This window comes from Mangrovibacillus sp. Mu-81, assembly GCF_036867415.1.
Taxonomy (GTDB): domain Bacteria; phylum Bacillota; class Bacilli; order Bacillales; family Bacillaceae_B; genus Rossellomorea.
On sequence record NZ_JBAJHU010000012.1, the window covers coordinates 77,512 to 102,634 of the forward strand.

Below are 25,123 nucleotides of genomic sequence, written 5' to 3' on the forward strand. Positions count from 1 at the left end.
TGAATTTGCTATCTATAATGGGAAAACAAGGAAAAACACTGCGCCTAAAATAGAATTGGATTATTTGCGTGACAACAAAACGGCAAGGGACTGTTATCAAAAACAGGTATTTACGATTCTCAGGGAATAAGTGTATAAAAACGTTGAATGAGGGGGAATGAAGTGAAAATATCAAGAAGCCTTCCAAAGGTTATGGTTATCGTAATAGTAAGCACTGTTATCAGCACACTTCTGGTGAATCTTATCGAAAAACGAGACCATCTTACAACAAAAGAAAATCTCGCTTCACACTTAGAAGAATTCAAGACAAATAATCAAAATAAAGCCACCGTCGTTCTACAAAGAAAGATCGGGGATCAGCATGTGCTCTTATATACCCAAAAAGGGAAGAACGATAAAATTGGCATTGCTTACTATATAAAAACAGATTTGTTTCCCTTTTATGAATTGGTAAGAATCCAGGAAGCAAAACACCAATTACTGGGATCGAGTTTTTTGAATAACGGACAATTTATCGTTTATGGAAATGTTAAGGACAGTGGAGCAGAATACTTTCAATTTCGTAATAATATTGATTTTAAGAAAGTACAATTAGACGAACAGCCTTACTTTATCCATGTAGAACCCTATGGAGGACAGCTCAGTGTACCATTAGTGACATTTTATAGCAATGCAGGTGAGATGCTCGCAAGTGCGCCTGCGAAATAAGGCTTCTTTACGTTATGCTTAAAATTATATAAATATATGAATGCGTGCGGAAACGACCATACACTTTTGTACATTTAAGCAGAGAAGCATTAACGGCATTATAGTGTATTTGATATTCGGGAAAGAAATTTCGTATACTTGTAAATGAAATTGACACCATATCCTCGACTTTGACGGCTTCAATGGGATGAAGCCGTCTTTTTTCTATGTATCCATCCACATCTGCTATAGTATAAGAAAGTGAATGGGGGGTTGCTCATTGGATAAAAAAACGGCCATTGTCACTGGTGCCAATAGGGGATTTGGATTACTATGTTCTATTGAGCTAGCATGTAAGGGTTATCATGTCCTGGCAACGATGCGTGACACTAGGAAAGCTGAAAAACTAGTGAAAACAGCTAAATTACGAGAAACAGATCGACATATTACCATTATGCAATTAGATGTAACTTCGGAAACATCCATCCACGATTTCAAAGAAGGACTTACAAAGTATTCTTCCATTGATCTTCTTCTGAACAATGCAGGATATGCACTCGGCGGTTTTGCTGAAGAAGTGAGCATCGAAGAATTCAGGGAACAATTTGAAACCAATGTATTCGGGGTGATGGCTGTCACCCAAGCCGTATTACCTTTTATGAGGCAACAGGGGTACGGGAAGATCCTCAACATGAGCAGTATCAGTGGACGGTTTGGGTTTCCTGGTTTGAGTCCCTATGCGGCCTCGAAACATGCACTGGAAGGGTATAGCGAAAGTCTTCGATTTGAGCTTAAACCGTTTGGAATTGATGTATTTCTGATTGAACCAGGATCATATAAAACAAATATCTGGACATCAGGAATGAAAGTAGCAACTCGATCTCTAGATAAAGAATCCCCATATTATACATATTTGAAGAGAATTGAAACAGAATTGGAAAATGGCCGGGATCGATTAGGTGATCCTGCTGAAATTGCCGCACTTGTTGGCGAAATTGCTGTTGGTAATAAAACCGCATTCAGAATTCCTGCAGGGAAAGGAACAAGGGGAATGATTTACATAAAAAGCATTCTTCCATGGGGAATGTTAGAGAAAATGATTAGAAGAAAACTAAACATGTGAATTTCCTCTAACCCCCATTATCGGCGTTGACTTCCAAATTTGATTTATGATGGCACTTATGATTACTTTCAACTTCTTTGATTATCAGAAAGTATTCTGAAAAATAGAAATTCATCTCAAGAGAAGGAGAAAATTGTAAAAAAAACGAATAATCCAGGGAGAAATATTTTTCATTTCAGCATGAAGAAATGAAGGGCAGGTTTTTCTATTACCTATACAGGGGAGGGGAGATTGAATGGAACGGAAAGTGGCTTCCGCTCTATGTATTCAAGACAAACGTTTACTAACAGTTAACCAAGGGAAATTGATTAATGAAGGATTTACTATACATACAATGAAGTGCTATGTTTAAATACATTCAATATAATTGTAAAGTACGATTAAGCGAAGGAGAGATTAATAATGGTTAAAAGAACAGGAGAAGTAGTGATGGGAATCATAGGAATCGTTTTATCCGCATTGTTTTCCATCATCGGGATTGCGACGAATATGAGTTTGGGTGACCCCGCCATAATGGATGAAATGCAGCAAATGATGGAAAGTGACCCTGCGATGACAACTCAGGATACGTCATTTATTCTGGGCATGGCTGAAACTATGGGTTGGTATTTAATTGTAATCGGCATCATCGCTTCCATTTTCGGGCTGATCGCCGTTCTTACAATCGTAAAAAACAGAAAACCTGTCCTTTCAGGGATTATGTTTATTATTGCAGCACTGGTGATTGGTGTCGGCACAATCGGATTCGGTTTCATTCCCGGTTTATTATTTTTAATCGCGGGAATCATGGCTTTTGTCCGCAAGCCTAAACCGAGCGAAACCGTTTACTGATGACCATGAGACTGCCGAATGGAAAGAGCTTAGAGATCATGCCTCTAAGCTCTTTGTCATTTACGAAAAATTATTCACGTATATAGGAAGGATTTGACCTTAAACGCCCTCATAATAAATGCATTATCAAAAACATAAGCTTGTGATATATCGAAAAAAACCTTTCAAGATTACAACTTGATTTTAATCTTCTTCTATACTATCTTAAAAGTAGAGCATAACTAATAACAAAGAGACACCGGTTGCAGCCGATGTCTCCTGCCACACAGCAACTGCAAGGAAAGCAGTGGCCCAATAAAGAAAGGAAATAACTCTGCCCTTCCAAGTTTAGGCGCTTAAAGAGGGTGGGGTTATTTCTTATTGTCATTCGAAATAACAATGGCAATGATGGAGACGATTAAAGAGCTAAACGTTATCATTAGCGTCAAAGCCTCATACGTTGTCACTATAGGCACCACCTCCTTTACCCAGGAAGTGGCCACTCCCACCCAACATCTGCTGTGTATCCAAATTATAGCATACATAGGTCCGACTCTTTATAGGCAAGAGGTAGAAAAAGCACCACCCTCGCAAAAAAACAGCAGGGTGTTTTTTATTTCAACATTTCTTTCCCGATTTAGATGATTTCACTGGCAGAGGAAAATATGTTAGCATGAATATGCTCATTTAAAACGATTACATATTAAAAGCGGTATCAAGGAGGAACCAAAAATGCAACAGCGATTAGAACAACTCAAACTATGGTTGAAAGAAGAAAGTATTGAAGCAGCGTTTATTAATTCAACAGAAAATGTATTTTATTTAACAAATTTCCTAACAGACCCTCACGAACGTCTAATGGGGCTGTTCGTTTTCCCAGATGCGGATCCATTTGTGGTCCTTCCTGGAATGGAAGCTCGACAAGTAAAGGAAGCTGGATGGAAAGATGAAGTGATCGGCTATTCCGACCATGAAAATCCATGGGATTTTATTAAACAAGCCATTGCAAAACGAGGTTTGACTGGAAATAAAGTCGCGCTTGAAAAAGACGTCCTGACATATGGGCGAAGTGAATCATTCCTATCCATCTTTGACAATGCAGAGGTCGTAAATGCTGAAGACAAGTTAAATGAAATGCGATTGATCAAAGATAAGAAAGAAATTGAAATCATGCGCCGTGCCGCTCAAATGGCAGACTTCGGAGTGGAGGTAGGCGTTCATGCACTCCAGGAAGGCGTCACGGAAATGGAAGTTCTCGCTAAGATCGAATACGAACTGAAGAAAAAAGGGATCCGTGAAATGTCCTTTTCTACAATGGTATTGTTCGGTGAAAAGGCAGGGGATCCTCACGGGAATCCTGGTGAAAGGAAGCTTAAAACGGGAGACTTTGTACTTTTTGATCTCGGAGTGGTCCTTGAAGGCTATACCTCAGATATCACACGTACTTTTGCGTACAAATCAGTTTCTGATAAGCAAAGGGAAATCTACGAGACGGTACTCCAAGCAGAACTGGCATCTCTTGAAGCAAGCAAGCCAGGTACCCGGATCGGGGACTTGGATCAAATTGCCCGTGATATCATCACCGAAGCAGGATACGGCAATTATTTTCCTCACCGCATCGGTCACGGGCTGGGTATTAATGTTCATGAATTCCCTTCCATGAGCCACTTGAATGACGGCATCCTGAAAAAGGGTATGACCTATACGATCGAGCCGGGCATTTATATCCCTGAAATAGGAGGAGTCAGAATAGAAGACGATGTCCTCATTACAGAAGACGGTTACGAGACATTGACCAAATATCCTAAAGAACTTCAGATTATCGAATAACATGGAAAGAGCTGATGAAATATCAGCTCTTTTCAAGTTTTTCAGTATATATCAGAGGCAGCTTTAATTAAGGCAGAGAAACACCAGCTGTCTTAACAGAAAAAAGAAATGAAACTTTTATGGGATCCTGATCGTATATAGTACTGAAATCCAAAAAAGGAGAGTGTACATGAAAAAATTCATCATTTTACTATTTTCACTATTTCTGCTTTCCGGCTGCGGGATATTAGAGGAAGCAAATAACAGTCTAACCTACGTTGAAGAAATGACGGATTACTTAAACGAAGCCGAAAAATTTGCCAATGACTTTCCTGCATTAGTGGAGAATGCTGCTGCGGATACTTCGGCCATCCCTCAATTGGAAGACAGACTGAATGAGATGAAAACGGAAATAGAAGAAATAAATGATCTGACGCCTCCATCCCTCGCTGAAGATCTTCATACGAAAGTAGAGAAATATAACGATAAAGCACTGAACAGTATCGAACAGGCTCAGATACAAATCGACAAAGGGGACATACAATTGACCGAGCTTCAAAATCTGGAAATTGTACAAACCTTTAATCAACTTCAGCAAATCAAAGGTAACCTTGAGAACTTAGGTCAATAACAATTAAAAAGTGTTTCAGGTGCTCTCTCATTTGAAGCACTTTTTTCTTTTATAGGACCTATTAAGTTTCAACATCTTTTGCAAGAATATAGATCATTTTGCAGAACAACAGTTCGAAAAACGTGATATAATGAAAGAAATAATGGTATAGACAGGAGATATTCGATGAAAGTTGTGATAGCCGAAAAACCTGATCAAGGGGCCACTTTAGCAAAACCATTTCCTCATCGAAAGAAACAGGGTTTCATAGAAATACAACCGAACGAAACGTTCCCGAAAGGGGCTTATGTCACATGGGCAGTCGGACATCTGTTTGGTCTGCAGGCTCCTGAGAAGTATGATGGCAAATGGAAGAAATGGTCGGTAGATGACCTTCCCATCATCCCTTCCAGATTTCAGTATGAACTATCAAGGGCGAAAGCCAAACAATTTTCGATTATTAAACAACTGCTTCATAATAAAGACGTAACAGAAATCATACATGCAGGTGACGCGGGACGTGAAGGGGAATTGATCATCCGAAATATCATTTCTATGTCCGGGGTACAAAAGCCGATGAAGAGACTTTGGATATCTTCACTGACTGAAAAAGCAATCATCAATGGCTTTCATTCCTTGCGGGAAGAAGAAGAATTGCGCAGCCTTTATTATGAAGCCTATTCACGTGCCTGCGCCGATTGGCTTGTGGGTATGAATGCATCAAGGGCGTACAGTATACTATTGAAAAAGCAGGGCATGTCGGATGTATTTTCCGCTGGCCGGGTGCAGACTCCCACGCTTGCTCTGATCGTCAAACGTGATGAAGAAATCCAGCAGTTCAAAAGTGAAGCATTTTGGGAAGTGAAGGCAGAATTTCAAATAGATAAGCATACATACGAAGGTACATGGCAAAAAGACGGTGAAAGCCGGATTAACAAGGAAGCTCTCGCCAGGAAAATCGCTTCATTCTGCGAAAATAAACATGCGCACATCAAAGAGGCGAAAACCGAAAAAAAGGAATTTTCACCTCCGTTGCTGTTTAATCTTTCATCCTTGCAGGCGACTGTCAATAAAATGTATAAATTTTCTCCTAAAAAGACTCTTGATGTACTGCAGAAACTATACCAGAAAGGAATTGTATCGTATCCCCGGTCTGACTCACAATACGTGACAAAAGGAGAAGCGGAGACATTTCCCGGCATTCTGGAAAAAATAAAGGAATTTGCTCCTTACAACAAATGGATCCCAGTACCCCAAAGCAGTCTGATGAATAATAAACGATATGTAAATGATGCTAAAGTATCGGATCACTATGCGATCATTCCGACGGAGCAAGTGACCGATCCAGCCTCTTTATCTCCGGACGAGAAGAAAATTTACGATGTCATCCTCAAGAGATTCATTGCTGCTCATCACGAAAAGGCCATTTTAAACTATACAACGATCATCACTCAGGTGGATGGACGTGCAGACTTTGTATCAAAGGGAAAACAGATTCTGCAGGAAGGCTGGAGAAAGATAATCGTTGAGAATGACAAAGAAAATGAGCCGCTTCTCCCTCCTGTAAAGGAAAATGATCAAGGCATCGTAAAAAAAGTGCACGTCAAGGAAGGAAAGACACAGCCGCCAAAGAGATATACCGAAGGACAATTGATCACCTTGATGAAAACCGCTGGGAAATTCATGGATAATGATGAACTCGAGAAGGTCCTTAAGCAAACGGAAGGACTCGGCACAGAAGCGACAAGGGCGGGAATCATTACAATGCTTAAAGACCGCCACTATATTGACATCCAGAAAAATATCGTTTTTCCGACTGATAAAGCAAAGGTACTCATACGTGCAATTGGAGAAAATGTACTCGCATCAGCTGAAATGACTGCAAAATGGGAGCAGCGCCTTCAACAAATCGGAAAAGGGAAAGCATCTGCCCCGGAGTTTATGGAACAAGTGAAGAAATTAAGTCATTCACTTATTCAGAATGCATTGCGTGAAGCAGAATCCTGGGATTTTAGCGATCTTGATACTGAAACCATCCAGCGCATACCTGGAAAAAAAGGAAAACGCGGCAGCAAAGCAAGCCTCGGTACCTGCTTGAAATGCGGAGGCAAAGTCTTAGATAAGGGCAAGTTCTATGGCTGTTCCAACTACCAAAAAACAAAATGCAGTTTTACGATCTCTAAAACGATCCTTTCAAAAAAGATTACCGGTACAATTGTAAAAAAAGTGTTGAAAGATGGAAAATCAGACCGAATCGATGGTTTTAAAAAAGGGGAAAAACAGTTTTCCGCTTACCTTGGGTGGGACCAGAATCAAAAGAAAATACAGTTTTTATTTGATGTGAATTAAAGCGGTTAATCTATATAATACTGTCTATCTGCCTTGCAAAACAGCGATTCATCAGAATGAGCCGCTGTTTTTTCTTATCGCTTTCCGATCTGCATCTGAAATGATTCAAAGCAGCTAACATCAATTAAACGTTTAATCTTCCTCAGAACGGATAAAACAAATATGTACACAGAAGAAGTGATTAAATACTGGAGGGTATAAATTGAAAAAAATCTTAATGGTGTTAACAAATTCAAGTAAAATTGACGATGAACACGAAACTGGTCTTTGGTTATCAGAATTCGCAGAACCCTATGCCGAGTTTAAAAATCAGGGCTTTGTAGTAGATGTAGCTAGCCTCAAAGGAGGAAGAATACCTCTTGACGCGAACAGCTTGGATGATGAAAACGTGGAAACCTGGAAGGGAATCACGAAGGAATTGGATCAGACATTGGTACTCTCCCAATTGAACGTAAATGAATACAGCGGCATCTTCCTTCCTGGCGGACATGGAACAATGTTTGATTTGCCGGATAGCACAGCACTCCAACAGGCACTTTCACATTTCGCTGAAAATCATAAAGCAATCGGAGCTGTATGCCATGGTCCGGCAGGCTTTGTGGGCACCAAATTATCAAACGGAAAATGGCTGGTTGACGGAATTAGCCTTACAGGATTTACGAACGAAGAAGAACAGCAGACTGGCCTCGATTCATTAATGCCGTTTCTGTTAGAAACAAAACTGCGTGAACAGGGTGCACAATTCGAGAAGTCAGACGCATGGAGTGACCATGTGATAACGGACGGAAAGTTTGTAACCGGCCAGAATCCTCAATCCAGTCAGTCTACCGCAGAAGCTTTCGTGAAAGTGGTATAGTATACTTATAAACATAGAAAGCCAAAGGAGACATTTCTCCTTGGCTTTTTTTCATTAAAATACAGGGGACTGGCTATGCTGAACGACACCTTCCACTTTAAAAAATGAAATGGTTTCGGTATAGTAAGAGAAGATGAAATTCATAAAGAGAAGGAAGATAATATGATAGTCAAAACAGACGAAGATTTACAAGCGTTGAAGGAAATCGGCCGCATCGTCGCAGCCATCCGTGACGAATTGAGGTCAAGAACAAAACCCGGGATCACCACAAAAGAACTTGATGAGATAGCAGGAAAAATGTTTGAAGATAACGGATCCATTTCTGGACCAAAAGGAGAATATGACTTCCCTGGGTATACTTGCATCAGTGTAAATGAAGAAGTTGCTCACGGTATACCGGGAGAGAGGATCATTCAGGAAGGTGACCTTGTAAACATTGATGTATCAGGTTCCAAAAACGGTTATTATGCCGACACTGGCATTTCGTTTGTGGCAGGTGAGGGAGATCCGCAACTGACAAGCTTGTGCGAAGCCGCCTTGAAATCCTTCGAAGCAGGTCTTCGTAAAGCGAAGGCGGGATCAAAACTGAATGGTATAGGAAAAGCCGTTCATAATGAAGCCAAAAAAAATGGCTTCACGGTTATTAAAAACCTCACAGGCCACGGTGTAGGAAAGTCACTTCACGAAAAACCGGATCATATTCTCAATTACTTCGATCCCTGGGATAACGGTCTTTTGAAAGAAGGCATGGTCATTGCCTTTGAACCATTCATTTCAAGAAGAGCTCAAAATGTGATCGAAAAGGGCGACGGATGGACATACGTCACACCTGACAAAAGCCTCGTCGCCCAAATTGAACACACCATTATCATCACCAAAGAGGAACCAATTATTTTAACAAAGTAAATCAGAGAGGGACGGACCATTTAAATGGTCCGTCCCTCTTTTAGCTCTTATACGATTTTCGTTTTACCGCACTCCTGACACTTTCGATAGAATTTCCCATCGAGCACTCTTGATTTAAATATATTATTTCCACATTCACATCGTCCGGCATTTTCATCCGGCTCGTCTTTGTAAAGTACGATTTTCTCATTATGGTTTTCCATTATTGGTCTTGAGCCTCCACTTCAGTTTCCGTTGTTGCTATTAGTATATATGGAAAATAAAAAGATGTTAAGAGAGAAAACTGAGTAGTTTTTTCATTGTCTGTTCTCCGTTTCTACTATTCCGGACATCTAAATTCATCCTCACAAACCATTATTTGCTTTAATAATTGGCTTAATATTCCTCCAAATGATATTTTATACAAGAAAACGCTTAATATTACAGATGTGAAATATTCTTGACGCATGTTTATAATTTCCTTGTTATTGTATTGAGATTTTACTGTGTTAGTATTTTCCCTGTTAGCAAAAAAATATATCGCTAGCTACATAAGGAGGAATTTTTCTATGAAACTAAAAAAATCGATTATTTCTGTTGCTGCATTCACTACTCTGGCAGTATCTGGTGGAGCTAGCGCTTCAGCTCAAGAAATCGAAGTCAAAAAGGGAGATACGCTTTGGGGACTGGCGAAGGAATATGGTACAAGTATTGATCAACTTAAAACATGGAACAACTTAGGTTCCGATATTATATATCCTGATCAGGAACTCAAAGTATCTTCTAAAGAATATTATACAGTAAAAAAAGGCGATACACTTTGGGGAATCTCTTCAAACTATGGCGTTTCAGTGGACAGCCTTCTCGGATGGAATGCACTGGAAAGTGACCTGATCGTGCCTGGTCAAGAATTATTGATCAACCTGGATGATAAAAAAGCAACTTCAACTCCTGCAAATACTTCTGAGCAAGAAGAGGCTGCACCAGTGCCTGCACCGGAAGAGACACCGGAAGTAGCTCCAGAAGCTGAAGAGCCTGCTGCAGAGCCGGTACAAGCGGATGCTCATGAAGAGCAGGACGCAGTAGTAAAAGAACTTACAGTTGAAGCAACTGCATATACGGCTGATTGTGAAGGCTGTTCAGGAGTCACTGCTACAGGTGTTGACCTTAAAGAAAATCCTGACGCAAAAGTAATCGCAGTGGATCCGGATGTAATCCCACTTGGATCTAAAGTATATGTTGAAGGTTATGGATATGCAACTGCTGAAGACACTGGCGGAGCAATCCAAGGAAACAAGATTGATGTATTCATCCCTTCAAAAGACCAAGCGGTTGATTTCGGCAGAAAAACAGTAAATGTTCAAGTTCTTGAAACAAAATAATTTATATGGATCGCCTCATTAGGAATCTTCTCCTAGTGAGGCTTTTTAATGCTCACCAACTAAACCATACTCTTATATAATTTCCTCTCTAAACAGATCTTGGATTGACTTCCAGAACTGTTGATTGAAAACTATCAATATTCCCTACTGTTACAACTGTGTCATCTAATTGTTACTCGATTATAAACAGTTTGATATATGGCTGAAGCATGTCTATGTTACCATTTCTTTTGTTGGTTTCATTCACAAACCACAAAAGGAGGAATTTGACAATATGAAAAAAGTTTTATTTTCCATTTTTTCCTTCACAGTGATTCTTTCAATCGGATTATCTTCTGCATCTGCAGAATCAGACGTTAAGACTGAAAAAGCTCTAAATGATTATCATAATATAGAAAAAGGCGATATCCTTTGGGAAATTGCCAAACGTTATCATATTTCCATTGAAGAAGTAGTTACCCGCCAGGAATTGCTGGAACAGGGTGTGACTGTGAACGGTGAAAAACCACAGGATGAAGGTGTAAAGACTGCAGCAACTGTAAAACCTGAAAAAGAAGAGAAAAAAGATAATGTAATCAAAGAAGTAAATGTTACAGCCACTGCTTATACTGCATATTGTGAAGGTTGTATCGGCATTACAAAGACCGGGGTGGACTTAATCGCCAATCCTGAGGCAAGAGTCATAGCGGTCGACCCGGATGTCATTCCATTAGGATCGAAGGTTTACATCGAAGGGTACGGTTATGCACATGCAGAAGATACAGGCGGCGCCATCCGAGGAAATCGAATCGACATATATATGGAGCATGAATCAGATGCTCTTCAATACGGAGTAAGGGATGTAAAAGTGAAAATAATAGAAGAATAGACAATAAAGACGTTCTCTTTCCAGGGGAACGTCTTTTCACATTCTATTTTTTAATTGAAACTAAATGGAATGAAAACGCTGTTAAGGCAAATACTAGTCTAAATTAAGGCATATCGCTTGCAAATCCAACCTTTTTTTTGATAGGGTAACAAATGTTGGTTTCAAAGGCGGAAAACAGGGAATAAGAAAATGGGCCTATTTCTGTTACTACGATCCGCAGAATATTTACAAATACATAAATCAGAAAGGAGATATTTATGAAGAGAATTTCAAATGTTTTCTGGATTACAGTTGTGCTGGTTGCAGCAGCTGTAGCCTATGGAGTCATCGCTCCAAAATCTTTTGAAGACGTAACCGCTAAAATGCAGACATTCATTACCTCTACATTTGGGTGGTATTATTTAATATTAGTAACCGTAATTGTGATTTTCTGTGTATTCCTTATCTTTAGCCCCATAGGGACAATTAAATTGGGGAAACCTGATGAAAAACCGGAATACACCAAAGGTACATGGTTTGCCATGTTATTCAGTGCCGGAATGGGGATTGGCCTTGTATTCTGGGGGGCGGCAGAGCCGCTTTCTCACTTTATGACACCGCCGCTTGCAGAAGGCGGTACCAATCAAGCCGTTAAAGAAGCAATGCGCTATACGTTCTTCCATTGGGGAGTACATGCCTGGGCCATTTATGCAATCGTAGCGTTAGCCCTTGCATACTATAAATTCCGTAAAGATGAGCCAGGATTGATTTCTGCAACGCTCAGACCCATTTTTGGTGACAAGGTGGATGGACTGCTGGGAACGGTCATTGATGTCCTTGCTGTTTTTGCAACGGTAGTCGGCGTTGCCACGACGCTCGGATTCGGCGCTGCACAAATTAACGGAGGGCTATCCTATCTATTCGGGATACCGAATAACTTCACAGTACAGTTCATCATTATTGCGATTGTCACTGTTTTGTTCATGATTTCTGCATGGTCCGGATTAAGCAAGGGTATCAAATATTTATCCAATGCAAATATGGTACTTGCAATCGGATTATTCATCCTGGTATTCTTTATCGGCCCTACACTGTTGATCTTGAATATGTTCACGGATACGATCGGTGCGTATATTCAGAATATCGCTGCAATGAGCTTTCGAATCGCTCCATTGAACGAAGAGCATCGAGGCTGGATCAATGGGTGGACAATCTTCTATTGGGCATGGTGGATTTCCTGGTCCCCATTCGTCGGGATCTTTATTGCACGTGTATCGCGAGGAAGAACGATCCGTGAATTTTTGATCGGGGTACTCCTGCTTCCTGCTCTTGTCAGCTTCCTTTGGTTTGCAGCATTCGGAACATCTGCTGTCGAGGTACAACAGGCTGGAACCGATCTAACTCAATTTGCAACAGAAGAAGTACTTTTTGCCGTATTTAACAGCTTTGAATGGTCTACAATATTGTCTGTTGTGGCGATAACACTGATTGGAACTTTTTTCATCACTTCAGCAGATTCAGCAACATTCGTTCTTGGAATGCAAACGACATATGGGTCATTAACTCCTCCAAACTATGTAAAATTAACTTGGGGCATCGCACAATCAACCGTTGCATTGATTCTATTATACAGCGGGGGATTGCAGGCTTTGCAAAATGCACTCATTGTTGCAGCACTTCCATTCTCAATCATTATGGCACTCATGATGGTCTCGTTATACAAATCATTGAATCACGAGAAAAAGGAACTTGGATTATACATTAAACCGAAACCAAGAAAGAAAACACATCCTAATGAGAAAATTCAATAAGTCAACTGCGTCCAGACATTCAACGTCTGGGCGTTTTTTTTATTTCATCATAGGGCGAATGCAAGAATGTACATCTGGACGTTTTCACCATTTATTGAGTATGATAGCCTGTATAAATCCTTATATAGAAGGATTTCCGTTACAAATCAAGAAGAATCCCCCACAGTAAAAATGATTTTAATTAACCTACAATTTGTCCTATACATACATTAATATCGTAGTTAGATAACTGGAGGTGACTGATTATGTATGGTGGATACGGATACCCTGGATATGGATGTGGTTACGGCGGAGGCGGATACGCTGGCGGCTTTGCTTTAATCGTGGTTCTATTCATTTTGTTAATTATCGTTGGAGCAGCGTTTGTTTACTAATAAAAAAAATTCAATATGAATGATCCGAAGAGTACAGACGTGACTCAATCGGGTCATTTTTTTTGGGTTGTCCACAATTTATACGATTGAATTTAAGGACTGCTCATATTAAAATACTAAAGGGAATCATCATTATGAAAGGAGGCGTGGCTATATGTCACCTAAACCGAAAAAGAAGAAGACAATGAAAAAAAATAAGCACGCCTCACTATTTAAAATACTTTTGATCCCTTTTGTTATATTGACAATATATTTTGCAGCGAACGATCTGCCCAATCCCAACAAACTATCACTGTTTGGAGAAGAAGAGGTGCCACCGCAATATATACCCATTTACAAAGCAGCTGAAAAAGAATACGGAGTGCCTTGGAATTTATTAGCGGCTCACCATCGCGTAGAAACAAAGTTCTCCACTATGAAATCACTCATTTCACCTGTAGGTGCGGAAGGGCATATGCAGTTCATGCCATGTACTTTCGTGGGCTGGTCTCACCCGACATGCGGTGATCTTGGCAAAGGGGACATACCAGAAGAGCAGAAGACCGATCCCAAGGCTATTGAAAAGTACGGAGGTTACGGGGTTGACGCCAATGGTGATGGCTTGGCCGATCCTTTCCAAATTGAAGATGCCGTTTTCAGTGCGGCAAACTATCTTGCTCACAATGGCGCAGCAAACGGCGAGATCGAACAAGCTGTTTACTCTTATAATCACAGCACTGAATATGTCGATGATGTCTTATATTTTGCTGAAAGATATATCGAGAAATCAACAGAAAATGATAACCAATAACAACCTTATAACTAGTAATAGGGAACCGGCACGAAATACGGTTCTCTTTTGTTTGCTGTAACCCCTTTGTATGAACGATACATTCAATCAAGGCTGTAACTTCACAGCATACATAAAAATTGTTATGATTATTATTTGTCTGAATTCAAAAAAATACAGGTGGTTACAATATGAAGATATCTTCATTGATAGAGGAATGGCAGGCAGCACTAGAGATAGAAATTACATATTTAAAGAAAATGGAATCTAATGGAATCTATATTGATGAAGGCAGATGCCTGAGAAAAGATGATTCTGCATTCATTTATTGGTTCACTCTTGCATATCCTGCTTCCCTTCCCGAAGGCAGCACCGCTATATTTAAAACCGGGAAAAGGGAGTTTCACGGGAAAGTGATCAGTTCTGAAAAAAGAGAATGCATCTTGGAATTCGATCAATTCCTTGGGGATCCCGTTTCAAACGGGCAGCTCTTATATGAACCGTGGGAACTGCTTGAGAAACTTACGGATAGACTTGATGAAGCAAAAGAGAGACATGGTAAATCAAGAAGAATAAAAGAGCTCATGTTTCCCTCAAAAGATACATTTCATAGAGCAGTCTCTGTAAAAAACACTTTACATGAAGCCTATATAAGAAGTAAATACAATCCTGTAACATATCTCTGGGGGCCGCCGGGAACCGGTAAAACGTACGCATTGGCTCGCGTAGCAGCCTATCATTATTCAGAAGGTAAACGGGTATTGCTCCTTTCTCACAGCAATGCAGCGGTGGATGTATTAATAGAGGAAATGTACAATTTCCTCACAGAACATGAACGCTGGAAACCCGGGGATGTCATTAGGTATGGAGACAATCGTAAATCGTATCAAGAGGATGTTACTGATTTAAGTGTAACCCAGCTGTTAGAGCAAAAGGATCCTGAACTTGCTAATGAAAAGAATAAAGTGGAGACATATCGCAGGAAGCTGAAGAAAAAACTTGCCAAGTCATTCTCTCATTATGACTCTGAGCGGTTATCTCAATTGGAGATTCATTATCAAAAGCTGAAAGAAAAACTCAAGAGGCGGGAAGGAGGGCTTGTCCATGATGCAAAGGTGATCGGGGCAACCTTATCCAAAGCTGCGATCGATCCCATCATATATGATGAAGAATTCGACCTTGTCATTGTCGATGAATCAAGTATGGCATATGTACCTCAAGTGGCATTCGCGGCTTCTTTAGCAAAGAAAATCATCATATGCGGTGATTTCAAACAGCTTCCTCCGATCGCGGCAAGTTATCATCCACTGGTTTCGAAATGGTTGAAGGAAGATATCTTTCATCTGTCTAAGGTTGCCGATTCAGTGGAAAATGGGAAGGAGCACCCGCAATTGCTTCTTCTTCCGGAGCAAAGACGCATGCATCCTGACATATCGGCATTTACGAACCAATTCATTTATCATTCCAAAGTCAGTGATCACCCCGATGCTGCAAAAAATAGAGAAGACATTCTAATAAGAGAGCCATTTCCCTTTCAAGGAAGCATTCTTTATTCACTCAGGGAAGGTTCGGAATGGGGAGCTGCAGAACGAGGGTCAAGATGGAACATCCTTTCAAGTTTCATCACTATCATGCTTACCTTGAAGGCACTGGAAAATGGAATTCGTTCAATTGGAATCGTCACTCCTTACCGTGCACAGGCAAAATGGTATAACCTTCTGATTCAAGAACTTATTGCACCCAGCTTCAATAGTGAGGATTCAAATTTATATGCGGCCACCGTTCATGGGTTTCAAGGATCAGAAAACGATATGATTCTATTCGATACCGTGGATGGGAAGGCACACGGTAAAGCTGGTGCTTTACTTACCCGCAAAGGAAGCGAAAGGCTTATCAATGTTGCTGTAACAAGGGCGAGAGGCAAATTCATACTGATTGCAGACGATGACTTCTTAAAGAAGAAAACTCACAGGTCACAGCCAATACACCAACTGATCAATTTTCTCCAAAACAAAGGTTATGTGGAAAATGACAATCAGTCTTTCACTGATACAGAAATAAGCTCTACAAAAAGATTTAGATGGTACTCTATCACCGATCACAAAAGGATCATCAGCGACCTGCATGCATCGAGGAAGGAGATCATCGTTAATGTAAATCGCTTAAGCGATATTCCTCCTGCGATGTTGAAGGCATTAATGGAAGCAGGAAGAAAGGTAACTGTGGAAATACTATGTAAACAAAGTGACCTTGAAAACGTCCCGTTCACCTGTAAAGAATCCACCACGAATATACCATTTCTCAGTTTAGATAAGAAGGTTCTTTGGTTTAATTGTTTCCTGACAGGTGAGCACAAAAGATACCCTTATCAGATTCGAATATTTTCAAAATCGGTCCACCGGCATTTCTTTAAACTTATCGAATAAACCCCCTTTAGGCGTCCTCACACCTCAAGGGGGTTAGCTATTCTATCAAGAAAAGACACGATTCTGCAAATGTCTTCCATACCATATCTTAAATTCCGATGAAGTCAACGGTTTGCTGTAATAATATCCTTGAGCGATCAAATCTCCTTTTGATATCAAGTAGTCCACCTGAACTTTTGATTCCACCCCTTCGCATACTACACTGCTTTCCAGTTTCTTAGTTAAGTCCAGGATACTGTCAAGAAATGCTCTGTCTCTGTCCAATTCAACATGATCAATAAACACTTTATCGATTTTGATTTTATGGAGAGGCAGCTCTTTCATTTGTCGCAGGGAGGAATATCCTGAGCCAAAGTCATCCAGTGCAAGTTTGATTCCCATATTCTTAAGTTCATTCAGGGTCTGAAGTGTCTGACTTGAATACTCAAAGAAAACATCTTCAGTGATTTCAAATTCAATAAACTCACCGAATACATTTGATTCTTTAAAGAATTTGTTTAATACATCGGCAAAGCCTGAATTAACAATAGTGGAAGGGGAGATATTTATCGCCATTTTCATACGGGGCAAACCCTCTTCAATCCACTTATTCTGCTGATTCAATGCTTTCTTAATAACCCAGTGGGTAACCTCATCGATCATTCCGTTATTTTCACACAATGGGATGAATTCGGCCGGAGAAATCATTCCAAGGACAGGATGGCAGTACCGAAGAAGAACCTCGACTCCGGCAATTTCATTCGTTTGAACATGAATTTGAGGCTGAAAAACAAGAAAAAAATGATTCTGTTCAAGCGCTACTCTTAATCCATTTTCTATCGTGGTTCTGCGGCTATATGTCTGTTCAATCTTACTTGTATAGTATGAAAGGAAATTGTGTTTATTATTTTTTCAGGGGAGAGTCGTAAATGGCTGATAATGGTGAGGGACAGCATAAGAGCTGGTTACTCAATATATTTCATACTTGATACAGCGGAGACAAAGTGGAGTGAGCCTCAAGGATCCAACCTGTTATTTTTCACTTGAGGCTCACAAAAAATTATTTCGAAACAATGATAGGTTTATCCGTTCTATCCTTCACTTCACCAATTACCCATCCACATGATGAATGCTTCTGCAACTCATCGATATACTTTGATGCCTGGTCTTTTGGCAGGCTTATCAATAAGCCTCCCGAGGTAATCGCGTCACAAAGGATCAGCTGCTCAACTTCTGTCAGTGTCGAATCATATGAAACGACATCATTGAGCCAGAGATGATTAGCTTTCGATCCCCCTGGGATGACACCTGCTTCTGCAAGTTCTCTTGTACCGGACAACAGCGGAATCGAGGAGTAGGTAAGATGCAGGGCTGCATTGCTTCCTTCAGCCATTTCGAAGGCATGACCAAGAAGTCCGAAGCCCGTAACATCTGTGACGGCATTTACTTGATAGTCCTGTAAAAACTCTGCGGCACTCTTATTCAGCATACACATAGCTGATACCACTTCTTCTTCCTGATCTTTCGTGACAGCCTGACGTTTGATGCCAGTAGTCAGAATTCCCGTCCCGATTGGTTTCGTCAACACCAATGAGTCTCCAGGAAGAGCACCTTTATTCGTCCAGTACTGATTTGGATGAACGACTCCCGTCACACTCAATCCAAACTTCGGCTCCGCATCATCGATGGAATGACCACCTGCAGTGACAGCACCGGCTTCCAACACTTTATCCTGTGCACCTGTAAGAATCTGTGCCAGTGTATCACTGCCCAGTTTCTTCACCGGAAATCCGACAATATTCAATACTGTTTTCGGTGTGCCGCCCATGGCATACACATCACTCAAGGCGTTCGCCGCAGCAATTTGGCCGAATAGGTAAGGATCATCGACAATAGGAGTAAAGTAATCGACTGTTTGAACAAGAGCGATCTCATCGTTTAGTTGATAAATACCCGCATCATCAGAGGATTCATTTCCCACTAACAACTCTTTTGTTTCGGGTTGGGGTGGCAGCTGGCGCAAAACTTGCGCCAAGTCACTTGGACTTAGTTTGCATCCTCAGCCTGCTTTGGAGGACAGAGACGTCAACCGAATGATCTCTTCTTTACTCATAGCTATCACTCCTTTATGTATAGATACCTCCATTGTACAGGAAAAATAAGAGAACGGGCAAAGTCTAAAATGAACTGCTCGAATTGATTTGCTTCAGGCTCATCTCTCCTTTAAAATGAAATCAATAAAAGTATAGAAAGGCGGTAAGGGCATGGATAACCGTACAATTAAAATCGAATTCTGCTTAAGGTGAAACTATTCACCAAAAGCCGCGAGTTTCGCGGAACAGCTATTTACACATTTCAGATACGATATTGAAGAAGTTCTTCTCGTTCCATCATCAGGAGGAGCCTTCGAAATCACGGTAGGAAGCAAAAAGATCTATTCAAAATTGGAAACAGGCGTATTCCCTGAAGTAAATGACATCATTACTGAGATTGAAAGTATGTAAGTATTCAAAAAAGCCTGGGTTCCCAGGCTTTTTTCATTTATTAGAGAGAATGTGGATCATCATCACATATTCCCTGCACCCGGATGATTAATGAAGTTCTCTTAGAAGACTCCTGTTTGGGTACGTTGATTTCGATCGTGTGATGCTCCAGAGAATAAGTTAAATCGCGCTGCTGCAGGCAAAAAGGAAACTCAATATCCCTGCACCTCGCTCTTAATTCATTCTTCAATCTAATCGATATAACGAGCCGGTGATCTTTCTTCATCAGAATCAGCTCATCCGGACAAATATTTTCAGTTTCGACTTCCACGATAAATGAATTTGTCGTGTCGAGGAAGTCAATTCGGAATTCTTTTTCATCTAGCTGAACTTTATCGGGATCCAATAACCAATCCTTCATTCTCTCTTCCCAGTTCTCTAAATAAAAATCTTCCTTATCCTTTCCCATTTACACCTGACCCCTTACTTTCTCTTTTACACATTCTATTCTTTCTACATTAAAAGGTGAGGGTGTTATAATGGGGAAAAGTTACTAAAGGAGGTAATCATGAAGGAACAGCTGAGACAAATACCCCCGATCCATGAACTTCAGCATACAGCTGAATTCAACCGCTTCATTTCGAGCCGGAACCTTACATTTGAAAAAGGGACAGACCTTGTGAAGGAAAGTGTCACGCATATAAGAACCCTTATCCAGAAAGGTGTATGGAATGGCCCCATACCGGAATCAGACCTCTTTATCGGGTCTATATTCACTCTGGCCACTTTCCTTGAAGAGGAAAAACTGTCCTTGTCTTTACATAGAGTCATCAATGCAAGCGGCACGATTTTACATACAAATTTAGGCAGGGCGCGGTTGGGACGCGAGACAATCGAGCACATGTGTAATGTGGCAAGTTCTTATAATAATCTGGAATATGATATAAAGAACGGCAATAGAGGATCTCGCCATACACATGCAGAAAAGTTCATATGTGAATTGACAGGTGCGGAGTCTGCGATGGTCGTTAACAATAATGCTGCAGCAGTGTTTCTCATACTTACTGCACTTGCAAAAAATAAGGAAGTGATTGTATCCAGAGGGGAGCTTGTAGAAATAGGTGGATCCTTCCGTGTTTCTACCATCATGGAAGAAAGCGGGGCAAAGCTAGTTGAAGTCGGAACGACGAATAAAACTCATCTACAGGACTATCACCGACAGCTTGGTGAGGAAACAGCGATGATCATGAAAGTGCACCAAAGCAATTTTATCATGAAAGGATTCACTTCCTCCGTAGATACAGGCAGGCTGGCGGAACTTGCCAATGAACATGATCAAGTGATTTATTATGAAGATCTGGGGAGCGGGGCACTTTATGACTTTTCAAACCACGGCATCGGGAATGAACCTCTGGTCAGAAAAGTGATCGATCAGGGTGCCGATCTCGTTTCCTTCAGCGGTGACAAACTGTTGGGAGGACCTCAAGCCGGCATTATCGCCGGCAGGAAGAAAATTATCGACTTACTAAAAAAACATCAGCTCGCACGTGTTCTGCGAGTTGATAAAATGACGCTGGCGGCTCTTGAGATGACTTTGCTGCATTATCTCAAAGAAGAGGAACATAAGATTCCCGCCATTAACGATATAACCCGTCCGAAAGAAGAAATACTCCAGCAAGCAATGTCTTTGGTGAAACAGTTGATGCAGAAAGATGGTACGTTCAAACTTGAAATCGTGGAAGGAAAAAGCAGAATCGGTGGAGGGACCATGCCCGAAGTAGAGTTGGATACGTATCTCATTTCTATACTTGAGCATCGCCTTTCCCTCCATGAATTTCACGAGCGATTAAGAGTAAGCGAACCATCGATTATTACGCGTATTCAGCAAGAGCGCCTTCTTATCGATTTACGAACCGTTTCAATGGAAGAACAGGAAGAAGTCATCGACGTACTCGTTACAATAAATAAAGAATTAGATCGTTGAGGACATCATGCTCCTCTATCCAGGCTGAAATTGGACTTAAATGCAAAAAGAGGCACATCCCATATGGTGGAATGGCCTCTTTTTGCTTTATTGTTGTCCGTTTACTTCATTTACAATCGTTTCAATGTCAGATTTGAATTTTTGCAGCTGAGCTTTCTGGGTGTCTGTAGCCACTTCAAGGGCATTTTCGATTTGTTGATATGCTTCGTTGACTTCATTTCTTAAGTGGGAAAGCTGGGAACCATAGCTTCCCCCATCCAGCACCAATTCATTTACTGTATGTTGAACGTCAGTGAATCCCTGCTGAGCAGCTTGAAATGCTTGTTGTTTATCTTTATTGTAAGGCATTGTTTTTCTCTCCTTCAAAAGTAAAATAGCCTTTATATTATAGGCATTTCAGCAAAGATCTATACGTATGCATAAACTCTCCCCGCCAAATCCATTCTAATTAGGAGGAGGGATGGAACATGAACAAAAATGACAGTAAGGATATGAGAAAAAACGCCCCCAAGCAATCAGGGCAGCCAGAACCGTTAAGCGGCTCTCACAAAGTGAAAAATCAAAACCATACCCGTCAAAAGCATAATAGCAATCACGATATGTAAATGGCAAAAAACTCTGCACGTTCATTTGCAGAGTTTTTTGTTTATTTTCATAAAGAAGGGGTAAGTCAGAAGGGAAGTGCCATATGTTCCGGCTGCACCATTCCAGCAAGCAGAAGCTATTGATTTGTTTTTCTCTTTTTATTGTTTTGTCGCTGAGCTTCCGTTAACGGCTCATTGGAAAACTCTTCATTATAACCGGCACCCTTGCCCTGTGCTTTTGCGGCATTCATTCCATTCATCACATGATTTGCTTTTCGTTTAGCCAATTGTAACACCTCCATATGAATAGGATGCCTCCATACGTTTACTGTATTAGAGGAAAACCATTACAAGTGCTAATTGTTTTATCGAAATAACATTTTTCTTCAGGCGACATCTTTTGACAAGAGCAAAAATACTGTATTATCAATATTTTGTTACAAAACAAAAGACGATTACATATTCAGATAAGTAAAACTTATCAAAAACAATAACTTTATTGTTATTTACTTATGTAATCGCTTGTATTAAGATTGTTAATGTGAGAAAAGTTCGTTAGTTTCACAGCGAAAACTTTTCGACTTATGTGTAATGTAGTTAGAGGGGGAATCGAAATGGCAAAGAACGATGTATTTAATGCACGATCTTCTTTCGAACTGGAAGGAAAACGTTATCATTACTATCGTTTAAAAGCACTTGAAGAAGCAGGCGTTTCAAACATTAATCGTTTACCTTACAGTGTGAAGGTATTACTTGAATCAGTACTTCGTCAGTTTGACGGACGTGTAATCAATAAGGAACACGTGGAAAACCTGGCAAATTGGGGAGCATCAAGCAAGGATGCGGAGGTTCCATTTAAGCCTTCTCGTGTTATCCTTCAGGACTTCACCGGAGTACCGGCTGTTGTTGACTTGGCTTCATTGCGTAAAGCAATGGCAGACATCGGCGGGGATCCTCAAAAAATCAATCCTGAAATTCCTGTTGACCTGGTCATTGACCACTCTGTACAAGTTGACAAGTACGGTACAGCAGATGCATTGAAAGCAAACATGGACCTTGAATTCGAACGTAATGCCGAGCGTTACCAATTCCTAAGCTGGGCTCAAAAAGCATTTGAAAACTACCGTGCTGTTCCGCCCGCTACAGGGATCGTCCATCAGGTGAACTTAGAGTATCTTGCAAACGTTGTCCACGCTGTGGAAACAACAGAAGGTGATTTTGAGGCATTCCCGGACACGCTGGTAGGTACTGACTCTCATACAACGATGATCAACGGTATCGGTGTTCTTGGTTGGGGTGTCGGAGGAATCGAAGCGGAAGCGGGCATGCTTGGCCAGCCTTCATACTTCCCGATTCCTGAAGTTATCGGTGTTAAATTCACCGGCGAGCTTCCAAATGGAGCAACAGCCACTGACTTGGCACTTAAAGTAACGCAAGTGCTTCGCCAAAAAGGCGTAGTAGGAAAATTCGTCGAGTATTTCGGACCAGGTGTTGCGACACTTCCGCTTGCTGACCGTGCGACGATCGCTAATATGGCACCTGAATATGGTGCAACATGCGGATTCTTCCCAGTCGACTCAGAATCACTTGATTACTTACGCTTGACTGGCCGTGACGAGACGCATATCAAGATGGTGGAAGAATATCTAAAGCAGAACGAAATGTTCTTTACACCAGAAAAAGAAGAACCAACATACACTGATGTTGTGGAAATCGATCTTTCTGCAGTGGAAGCAAACCTTTCCGGACCAAAACGTCCACAGGATTTGATCCCGCTTTCTGATATGAAAGAAACGTTCCATAAATCAATTACCGCTAAAGAAGGTGTCCAAGGCTTTGGTCTTGATTCTTCTGAAATCAACAAAACAGCTAAATATACAACAGAGGGCGGCACAGATGTTACGATGCCAACCGGAGCCATCGGTATCGCAGCGATCACTTCCTGTACAAATACATCAAATCCGTATGTAATGCTTGGTGCGGGTCTTGTAGCTAAGAAAGCTGTAGAACTTGGAATGGACGTTCCTGATTTCGTTAAAACATCCCTGGCTCCCGGCTCTAAAGTCGTGACAGGGTACCTGAGGGACTCCGGTCTTCTTTCTTACCTGGAGGAAATCGGATTCAACCTGGTAGGTTACGGTTGTACAACTTGTATCGGTAACTCTGGTCCACTTCGTCCGGAAATCGAAAAGGCAGTTTCGGATGCAGATCTTCTATTGACATCTGTACTTTCCGGTAACCGTAACTTTGAAGGACGTATTCACCCACTAGTGAAAGCTAACTATCTTGCTTCACCACCGCTTGTCGTTGCTTACGCACTAGCAGGCACTGTGGATATCGATCTTCAAAATGAGCCAATCGGCAAAGACAAAGACGGAAATGATGTATTCTTTAAGGATATCTGGCCATCACAGGATGAAGTGAAGGATGTTGTTAAAGCAACAGTAACTCCTGAACTATTCCGCAGAGAATATGAGCATGTGTTCTCTGAAAATGAGCGCTGGAATGAAATTCAGACCAGCAACGAACCATTATACAGCTTTGATGACAAATCAACGTATATCCAGAATCCGTCATTCTTTACAGGACTGGCTCCGACACCTGAAGATATCCAAGGATTAAATGGCCTTCGTGTCGTGGGTAAATTCGGTGATTCAGTGACCACTGACCACATTTCACCTGCAGGTGCGATCGGTAAGGATACACCAGCTGGTAAGTACCTGCGTGCTAACGGTGTAGAGCCGCGTGATTTCAACTCTTACGGATCCCGTCGCGGTAACCATGAGGTAATGATGCGAGGTACATTCGCAAACATCCGTATCCGAAACCAAATCGCTCCAGGGACTGAAGGCGGATTTACGACTTACTGGCCAGAAGAAGAAGTTATGGCTATCTATGATGCATGCATGAAATATCAGGAAGACGGCACTGGCTTAGCAGTACTGGCTGGTAAAGATTACGGAATGGGATCTTCACGTGACTGGGCTGCTAAAGGCACGAATCTTCTTGGAATTAAAACAGTCATCGCTGAAAGCTACGAGCGTATTCACCGTTCAAACCTTGTGATGATGGGTGTCCTTCCACTTCAATTTAAACAAGGTGAAAGCGCTGAAACTCTTGGCTTAACAGGAAGGGAATCAATTTCTGTCAATATCACAAACGATGTGAAACCTCGTGACATCCTGACTGTTACTGCAGTTGCCGAAGATGGTACGAAGAAAGAATTTGAAGTACTTGCCCGTTTTGACTCTGAAGTTGAAGTTGACTACTACCGCCACGGTGGTATCCTGCAAATGGTACTTCGCGGCAAGTTCCAAGCATAATAAATAATTGAAGAAAGCCCTGAGATTTTATC

At 41.1% G+C, this 25,123-nt stretch carries 23 protein-coding genes and 2 pseudogenes; 18 read left to right on the forward strand and 7 right to left on the reverse strand.

What is annotated here, in order from left to right:
• Positions 1-162: 162 nt before the first annotated feature.
• The 3 genes from V6B33_RS18900 (at position 163) to V6B33_RS18910 (ending at position 2,641) form a co-directional block, all read left to right on the forward strand.
• Positions 163-708, forward strand: a complete 546-nt coding sequence (locus V6B33_RS18900) for a hypothetical protein (RefSeq protein ID WP_334219240.1) — start codon at positions 163-165, stop codon at positions 706-708.
• A gap of 259 nt (positions 709-967) precedes the next feature.
• Positions 968-1,810 carry an SDR family oxidoreductase gene (locus V6B33_RS18905; RefSeq protein WP_334219241.1) on the forward strand — a complete coding sequence of 281 codons (843 nt, stop codon included), beginning with the start codon at positions 968-970 and terminating at the stop codon, positions 1,808-1,810.
• A 402-nt stretch (positions 1,811-2,212) separates the two neighbouring features.
• Complete coding sequence (locus tag V6B33_RS18910) at positions 2,213-2,641, forward strand: DUF4064 domain-containing protein (protein WP_334219242.1); 429 nt, start codon at positions 2,213-2,215, stop codon at positions 2,639-2,641.
• 350 nt (positions 2,642-2,991) lie between these two features.
• Here V6B33_RS18910 and V6B33_RS18915 read toward each other — a convergent pair whose 3' ends face one another.
• On the reverse strand, positions 2,992-3,087 hold the full coding sequence (locus V6B33_RS18915; RefSeq protein ID WP_224874344.1) for a putative holin-like toxin: 96 nt from the start codon (positions 3,085-3,087) through the stop codon (positions 2,992-2,994).
• A 265-nt stretch (positions 3,088-3,352) separates the two neighbouring features.
• Here V6B33_RS18915 and V6B33_RS18920 point away from each other — a divergent pair, with 265 nt between their 5' ends.
• The 5 genes from V6B33_RS18920 to map all read left to right on the forward strand — a co-directional run bounded on the left by V6B33_RS18920 (position 3,353) and on the right by map (position 9,150).
• The gene (locus V6B33_RS18920) at positions 3,353-4,450 is read left to right on the forward strand and encodes a M24 family metallopeptidase (RefSeq protein WP_334219243.1); all 1,098 of its coding nucleotides are present in this window, start codon (positions 3,353-3,355) and stop codon (positions 4,448-4,450) included.
• A 169-nt stretch (positions 4,451-4,619) separates the two neighbouring features.
• Entirely contained in the window at positions 4,620-5,060 is a 441-nt protein-coding gene (locus tag V6B33_RS18925; RefSeq protein ID WP_334219244.1) for a DUF6376 family protein, read from the forward strand.
• Positions 5,061-5,225: 165 nt separating this feature from the next.
• The gene (locus tag V6B33_RS18930; protein WP_334219245.1) at positions 5,226-7,388 is read left to right on the forward strand and encodes a DNA topoisomerase III; all 2,163 of its coding nucleotides are present in this window, start codon (positions 5,226-5,228) and stop codon (positions 7,386-7,388) included.
• Positions 7,389-7,590: 202 nt separating this feature from the next.
• On the forward strand, positions 7,591-8,244 hold the full coding sequence (locus V6B33_RS18935; RefSeq protein WP_334219246.1) for a type 1 glutamine amidotransferase domain-containing protein: 654 nt from the start codon (positions 7,591-7,593) through the stop codon (positions 8,242-8,244).
• A 162-nt stretch (positions 8,245-8,406) separates the two neighbouring features.
• Positions 8,407-9,150, forward strand: a complete 744-nt coding sequence (gene map, locus V6B33_RS18940) for a type I methionyl aminopeptidase (protein ID WP_334219247.1) — start codon at positions 8,407-8,409, stop codon at positions 9,148-9,150.
• Between the two features lie 47 nt (positions 9,151-9,197).
• Here map and V6B33_RS18945 read toward each other — a convergent pair whose 3' ends face one another.
• On the reverse strand, positions 9,198-9,353 hold the full coding sequence (locus V6B33_RS18945; protein ID WP_334219248.1) for a hypothetical protein: 156 nt from the start codon (positions 9,351-9,353) through the stop codon (positions 9,198-9,200).
• 345 nt (positions 9,354-9,698) lie between these two features.
• Between V6B33_RS18945 and V6B33_RS18950 the strand changes: the two genes are divergently transcribed.
• From V6B33_RS18950 to V6B33_RS18975, 6 genes and pseudogenes are all read left to right on the forward strand, one after another.
• Positions 9,699-10,511, forward strand: a complete 813-nt coding sequence (locus V6B33_RS18950; protein ID WP_334219249.1) for a LysM peptidoglycan-binding and 3D domain-containing protein — start codon at positions 9,699-9,701, stop codon at positions 10,509-10,511.
• A gap of 274 nt (positions 10,512-10,785) precedes the next feature.
• Complete coding sequence (locus V6B33_RS18955; protein WP_334219250.1) at positions 10,786-11,379, forward strand: 3D domain-containing protein; 594 nt, start codon at positions 10,786-10,788, stop codon at positions 11,377-11,379.
• A gap of 257 nt (positions 11,380-11,636) precedes the next feature.
• Positions 11,637-13,169: a glycine betaine uptake BCCT transporter gene (locus V6B33_RS18960; protein ID WP_334219251.1), complete on the forward strand. Its 1,533-nt coding sequence runs from the start codon at positions 11,637-11,639 to the stop codon at positions 13,167-13,169.
• A gap of 293 nt (positions 13,170-13,462) precedes the next feature.
• Positions 13,463-13,543, forward strand: a pseudogene (locus V6B33_RS18965) (YjcZ family sporulation protein); the annotation flags it as partial.
• Positions 13,544-13,697: 154 nt separating this feature from the next.
• Positions 13,698-14,333 (forward strand): lytic transglycosylase domain-containing protein, encoded by a 636-nt coding sequence (locus tag V6B33_RS18970; protein WP_334219252.1) that lies wholly within the window; start codon positions 13,698-13,700, stop codon positions 14,331-14,333.
• 170 nt (positions 14,334-14,503) lie between these two features.
• Positions 14,504-16,738: an AAA domain-containing protein gene (locus V6B33_RS18975; protein WP_334219253.1), complete on the forward strand. Its 2,235-nt coding sequence runs from the start codon at positions 14,504-14,506 to the stop codon at positions 16,736-16,738.
• Positions 16,739-16,783: 45 nt separating this feature from the next.
• Here the strand turns inward: V6B33_RS18975 and V6B33_RS18980 are convergent, their stop codons facing one another.
• Entirely contained in the window at positions 16,784-17,587 is an 804-nt protein-coding gene (locus tag V6B33_RS18980) for an EAL domain-containing protein (RefSeq protein ID WP_334219262.1), read from the reverse strand.
• Positions 17,588-17,777: 190 nt separating this feature from the next.
• Entirely contained in the window at positions 17,778-18,830 is a 1,053-nt protein-coding gene (selD, locus tag V6B33_RS18985) for a selenide, water dikinase SelD (protein WP_442915559.1), read from the reverse strand.
• Positions 18,831-19,035: 205 nt separating this feature from the next.
• Here selD and V6B33_RS18990 point away from each other — a divergent pair.
• A pseudogene (locus tag V6B33_RS18990) lies at positions 19,036-19,221 on the forward strand (Rdx family protein); the annotation flags it as partial.
• 40 nt (positions 19,222-19,261) lie between these two features.
• Here V6B33_RS18990 and V6B33_RS18995 read toward each other — a convergent pair.
• Complete coding sequence (locus V6B33_RS18995) at positions 19,262-19,669, reverse strand: Hsp20/alpha crystallin family protein (protein ID WP_334219255.1); 408 nt, start codon at positions 19,667-19,669, stop codon at positions 19,262-19,264.
• Positions 19,670-19,768: 99 nt separating this feature from the next.
• Here V6B33_RS18995 and selA point away from each other — a divergent pair, with 99 nt between their 5' ends.
• The gene (selA, locus tag V6B33_RS19000; RefSeq protein ID WP_334219256.1) at positions 19,769-21,184 is read left to right on the forward strand and encodes an L-seryl-tRNA(Sec) selenium transferase; all 1,416 of its coding nucleotides are present in this window, start codon (positions 19,769-19,771) and stop codon (positions 21,182-21,184) included.
• 87 nt (positions 21,185-21,271) lie between these two features.
• Here selA and V6B33_RS19005 read toward each other — a convergent pair whose 3' ends face one another.
• On the reverse strand, positions 21,272-21,532 hold the full coding sequence (locus V6B33_RS19005) for a hypothetical protein (RefSeq protein ID WP_334219257.1): 261 nt from the start codon (positions 21,530-21,532) through the stop codon (positions 21,272-21,274).
• Between the two features lie 119 nt (positions 21,533-21,651).
• Here V6B33_RS19005 and V6B33_RS19010 point away from each other — a divergent pair, with 119 nt between their 5' ends.
• Positions 21,652-21,789: a small acid-soluble spore protein P gene (locus V6B33_RS19010; RefSeq protein ID WP_032088517.1), complete on the forward strand. Its 138-nt coding sequence runs from the start codon at positions 21,652-21,654 to the stop codon at positions 21,787-21,789.
• A 116-nt stretch (positions 21,790-21,905) separates the two neighbouring features.
• Here V6B33_RS19010 and sspO read toward each other — a convergent pair whose 3' ends face one another.
• Positions 21,906-22,055 (reverse strand): small acid-soluble spore protein O, encoded by a 150-nt coding sequence (gene sspO / locus V6B33_RS19015; protein WP_172248698.1) that lies wholly within the window; start codon positions 22,053-22,055, stop codon positions 21,906-21,908.
• A 327-nt stretch (positions 22,056-22,382) separates the two neighbouring features.
• On the opposite strand from sspO, the gene acnA reads away from it, so the two are divergent.
• Positions 22,383-25,091, forward strand: coding sequence for an aconitate hydratase AcnA (gene acnA / locus V6B33_RS19020; RefSeq protein ID WP_334219258.1), 2,709 nt, complete (start codon positions 22,383-22,385; stop codon positions 25,089-25,091).
• Positions 25,092-25,123 lie beyond the last annotated feature (32 nt).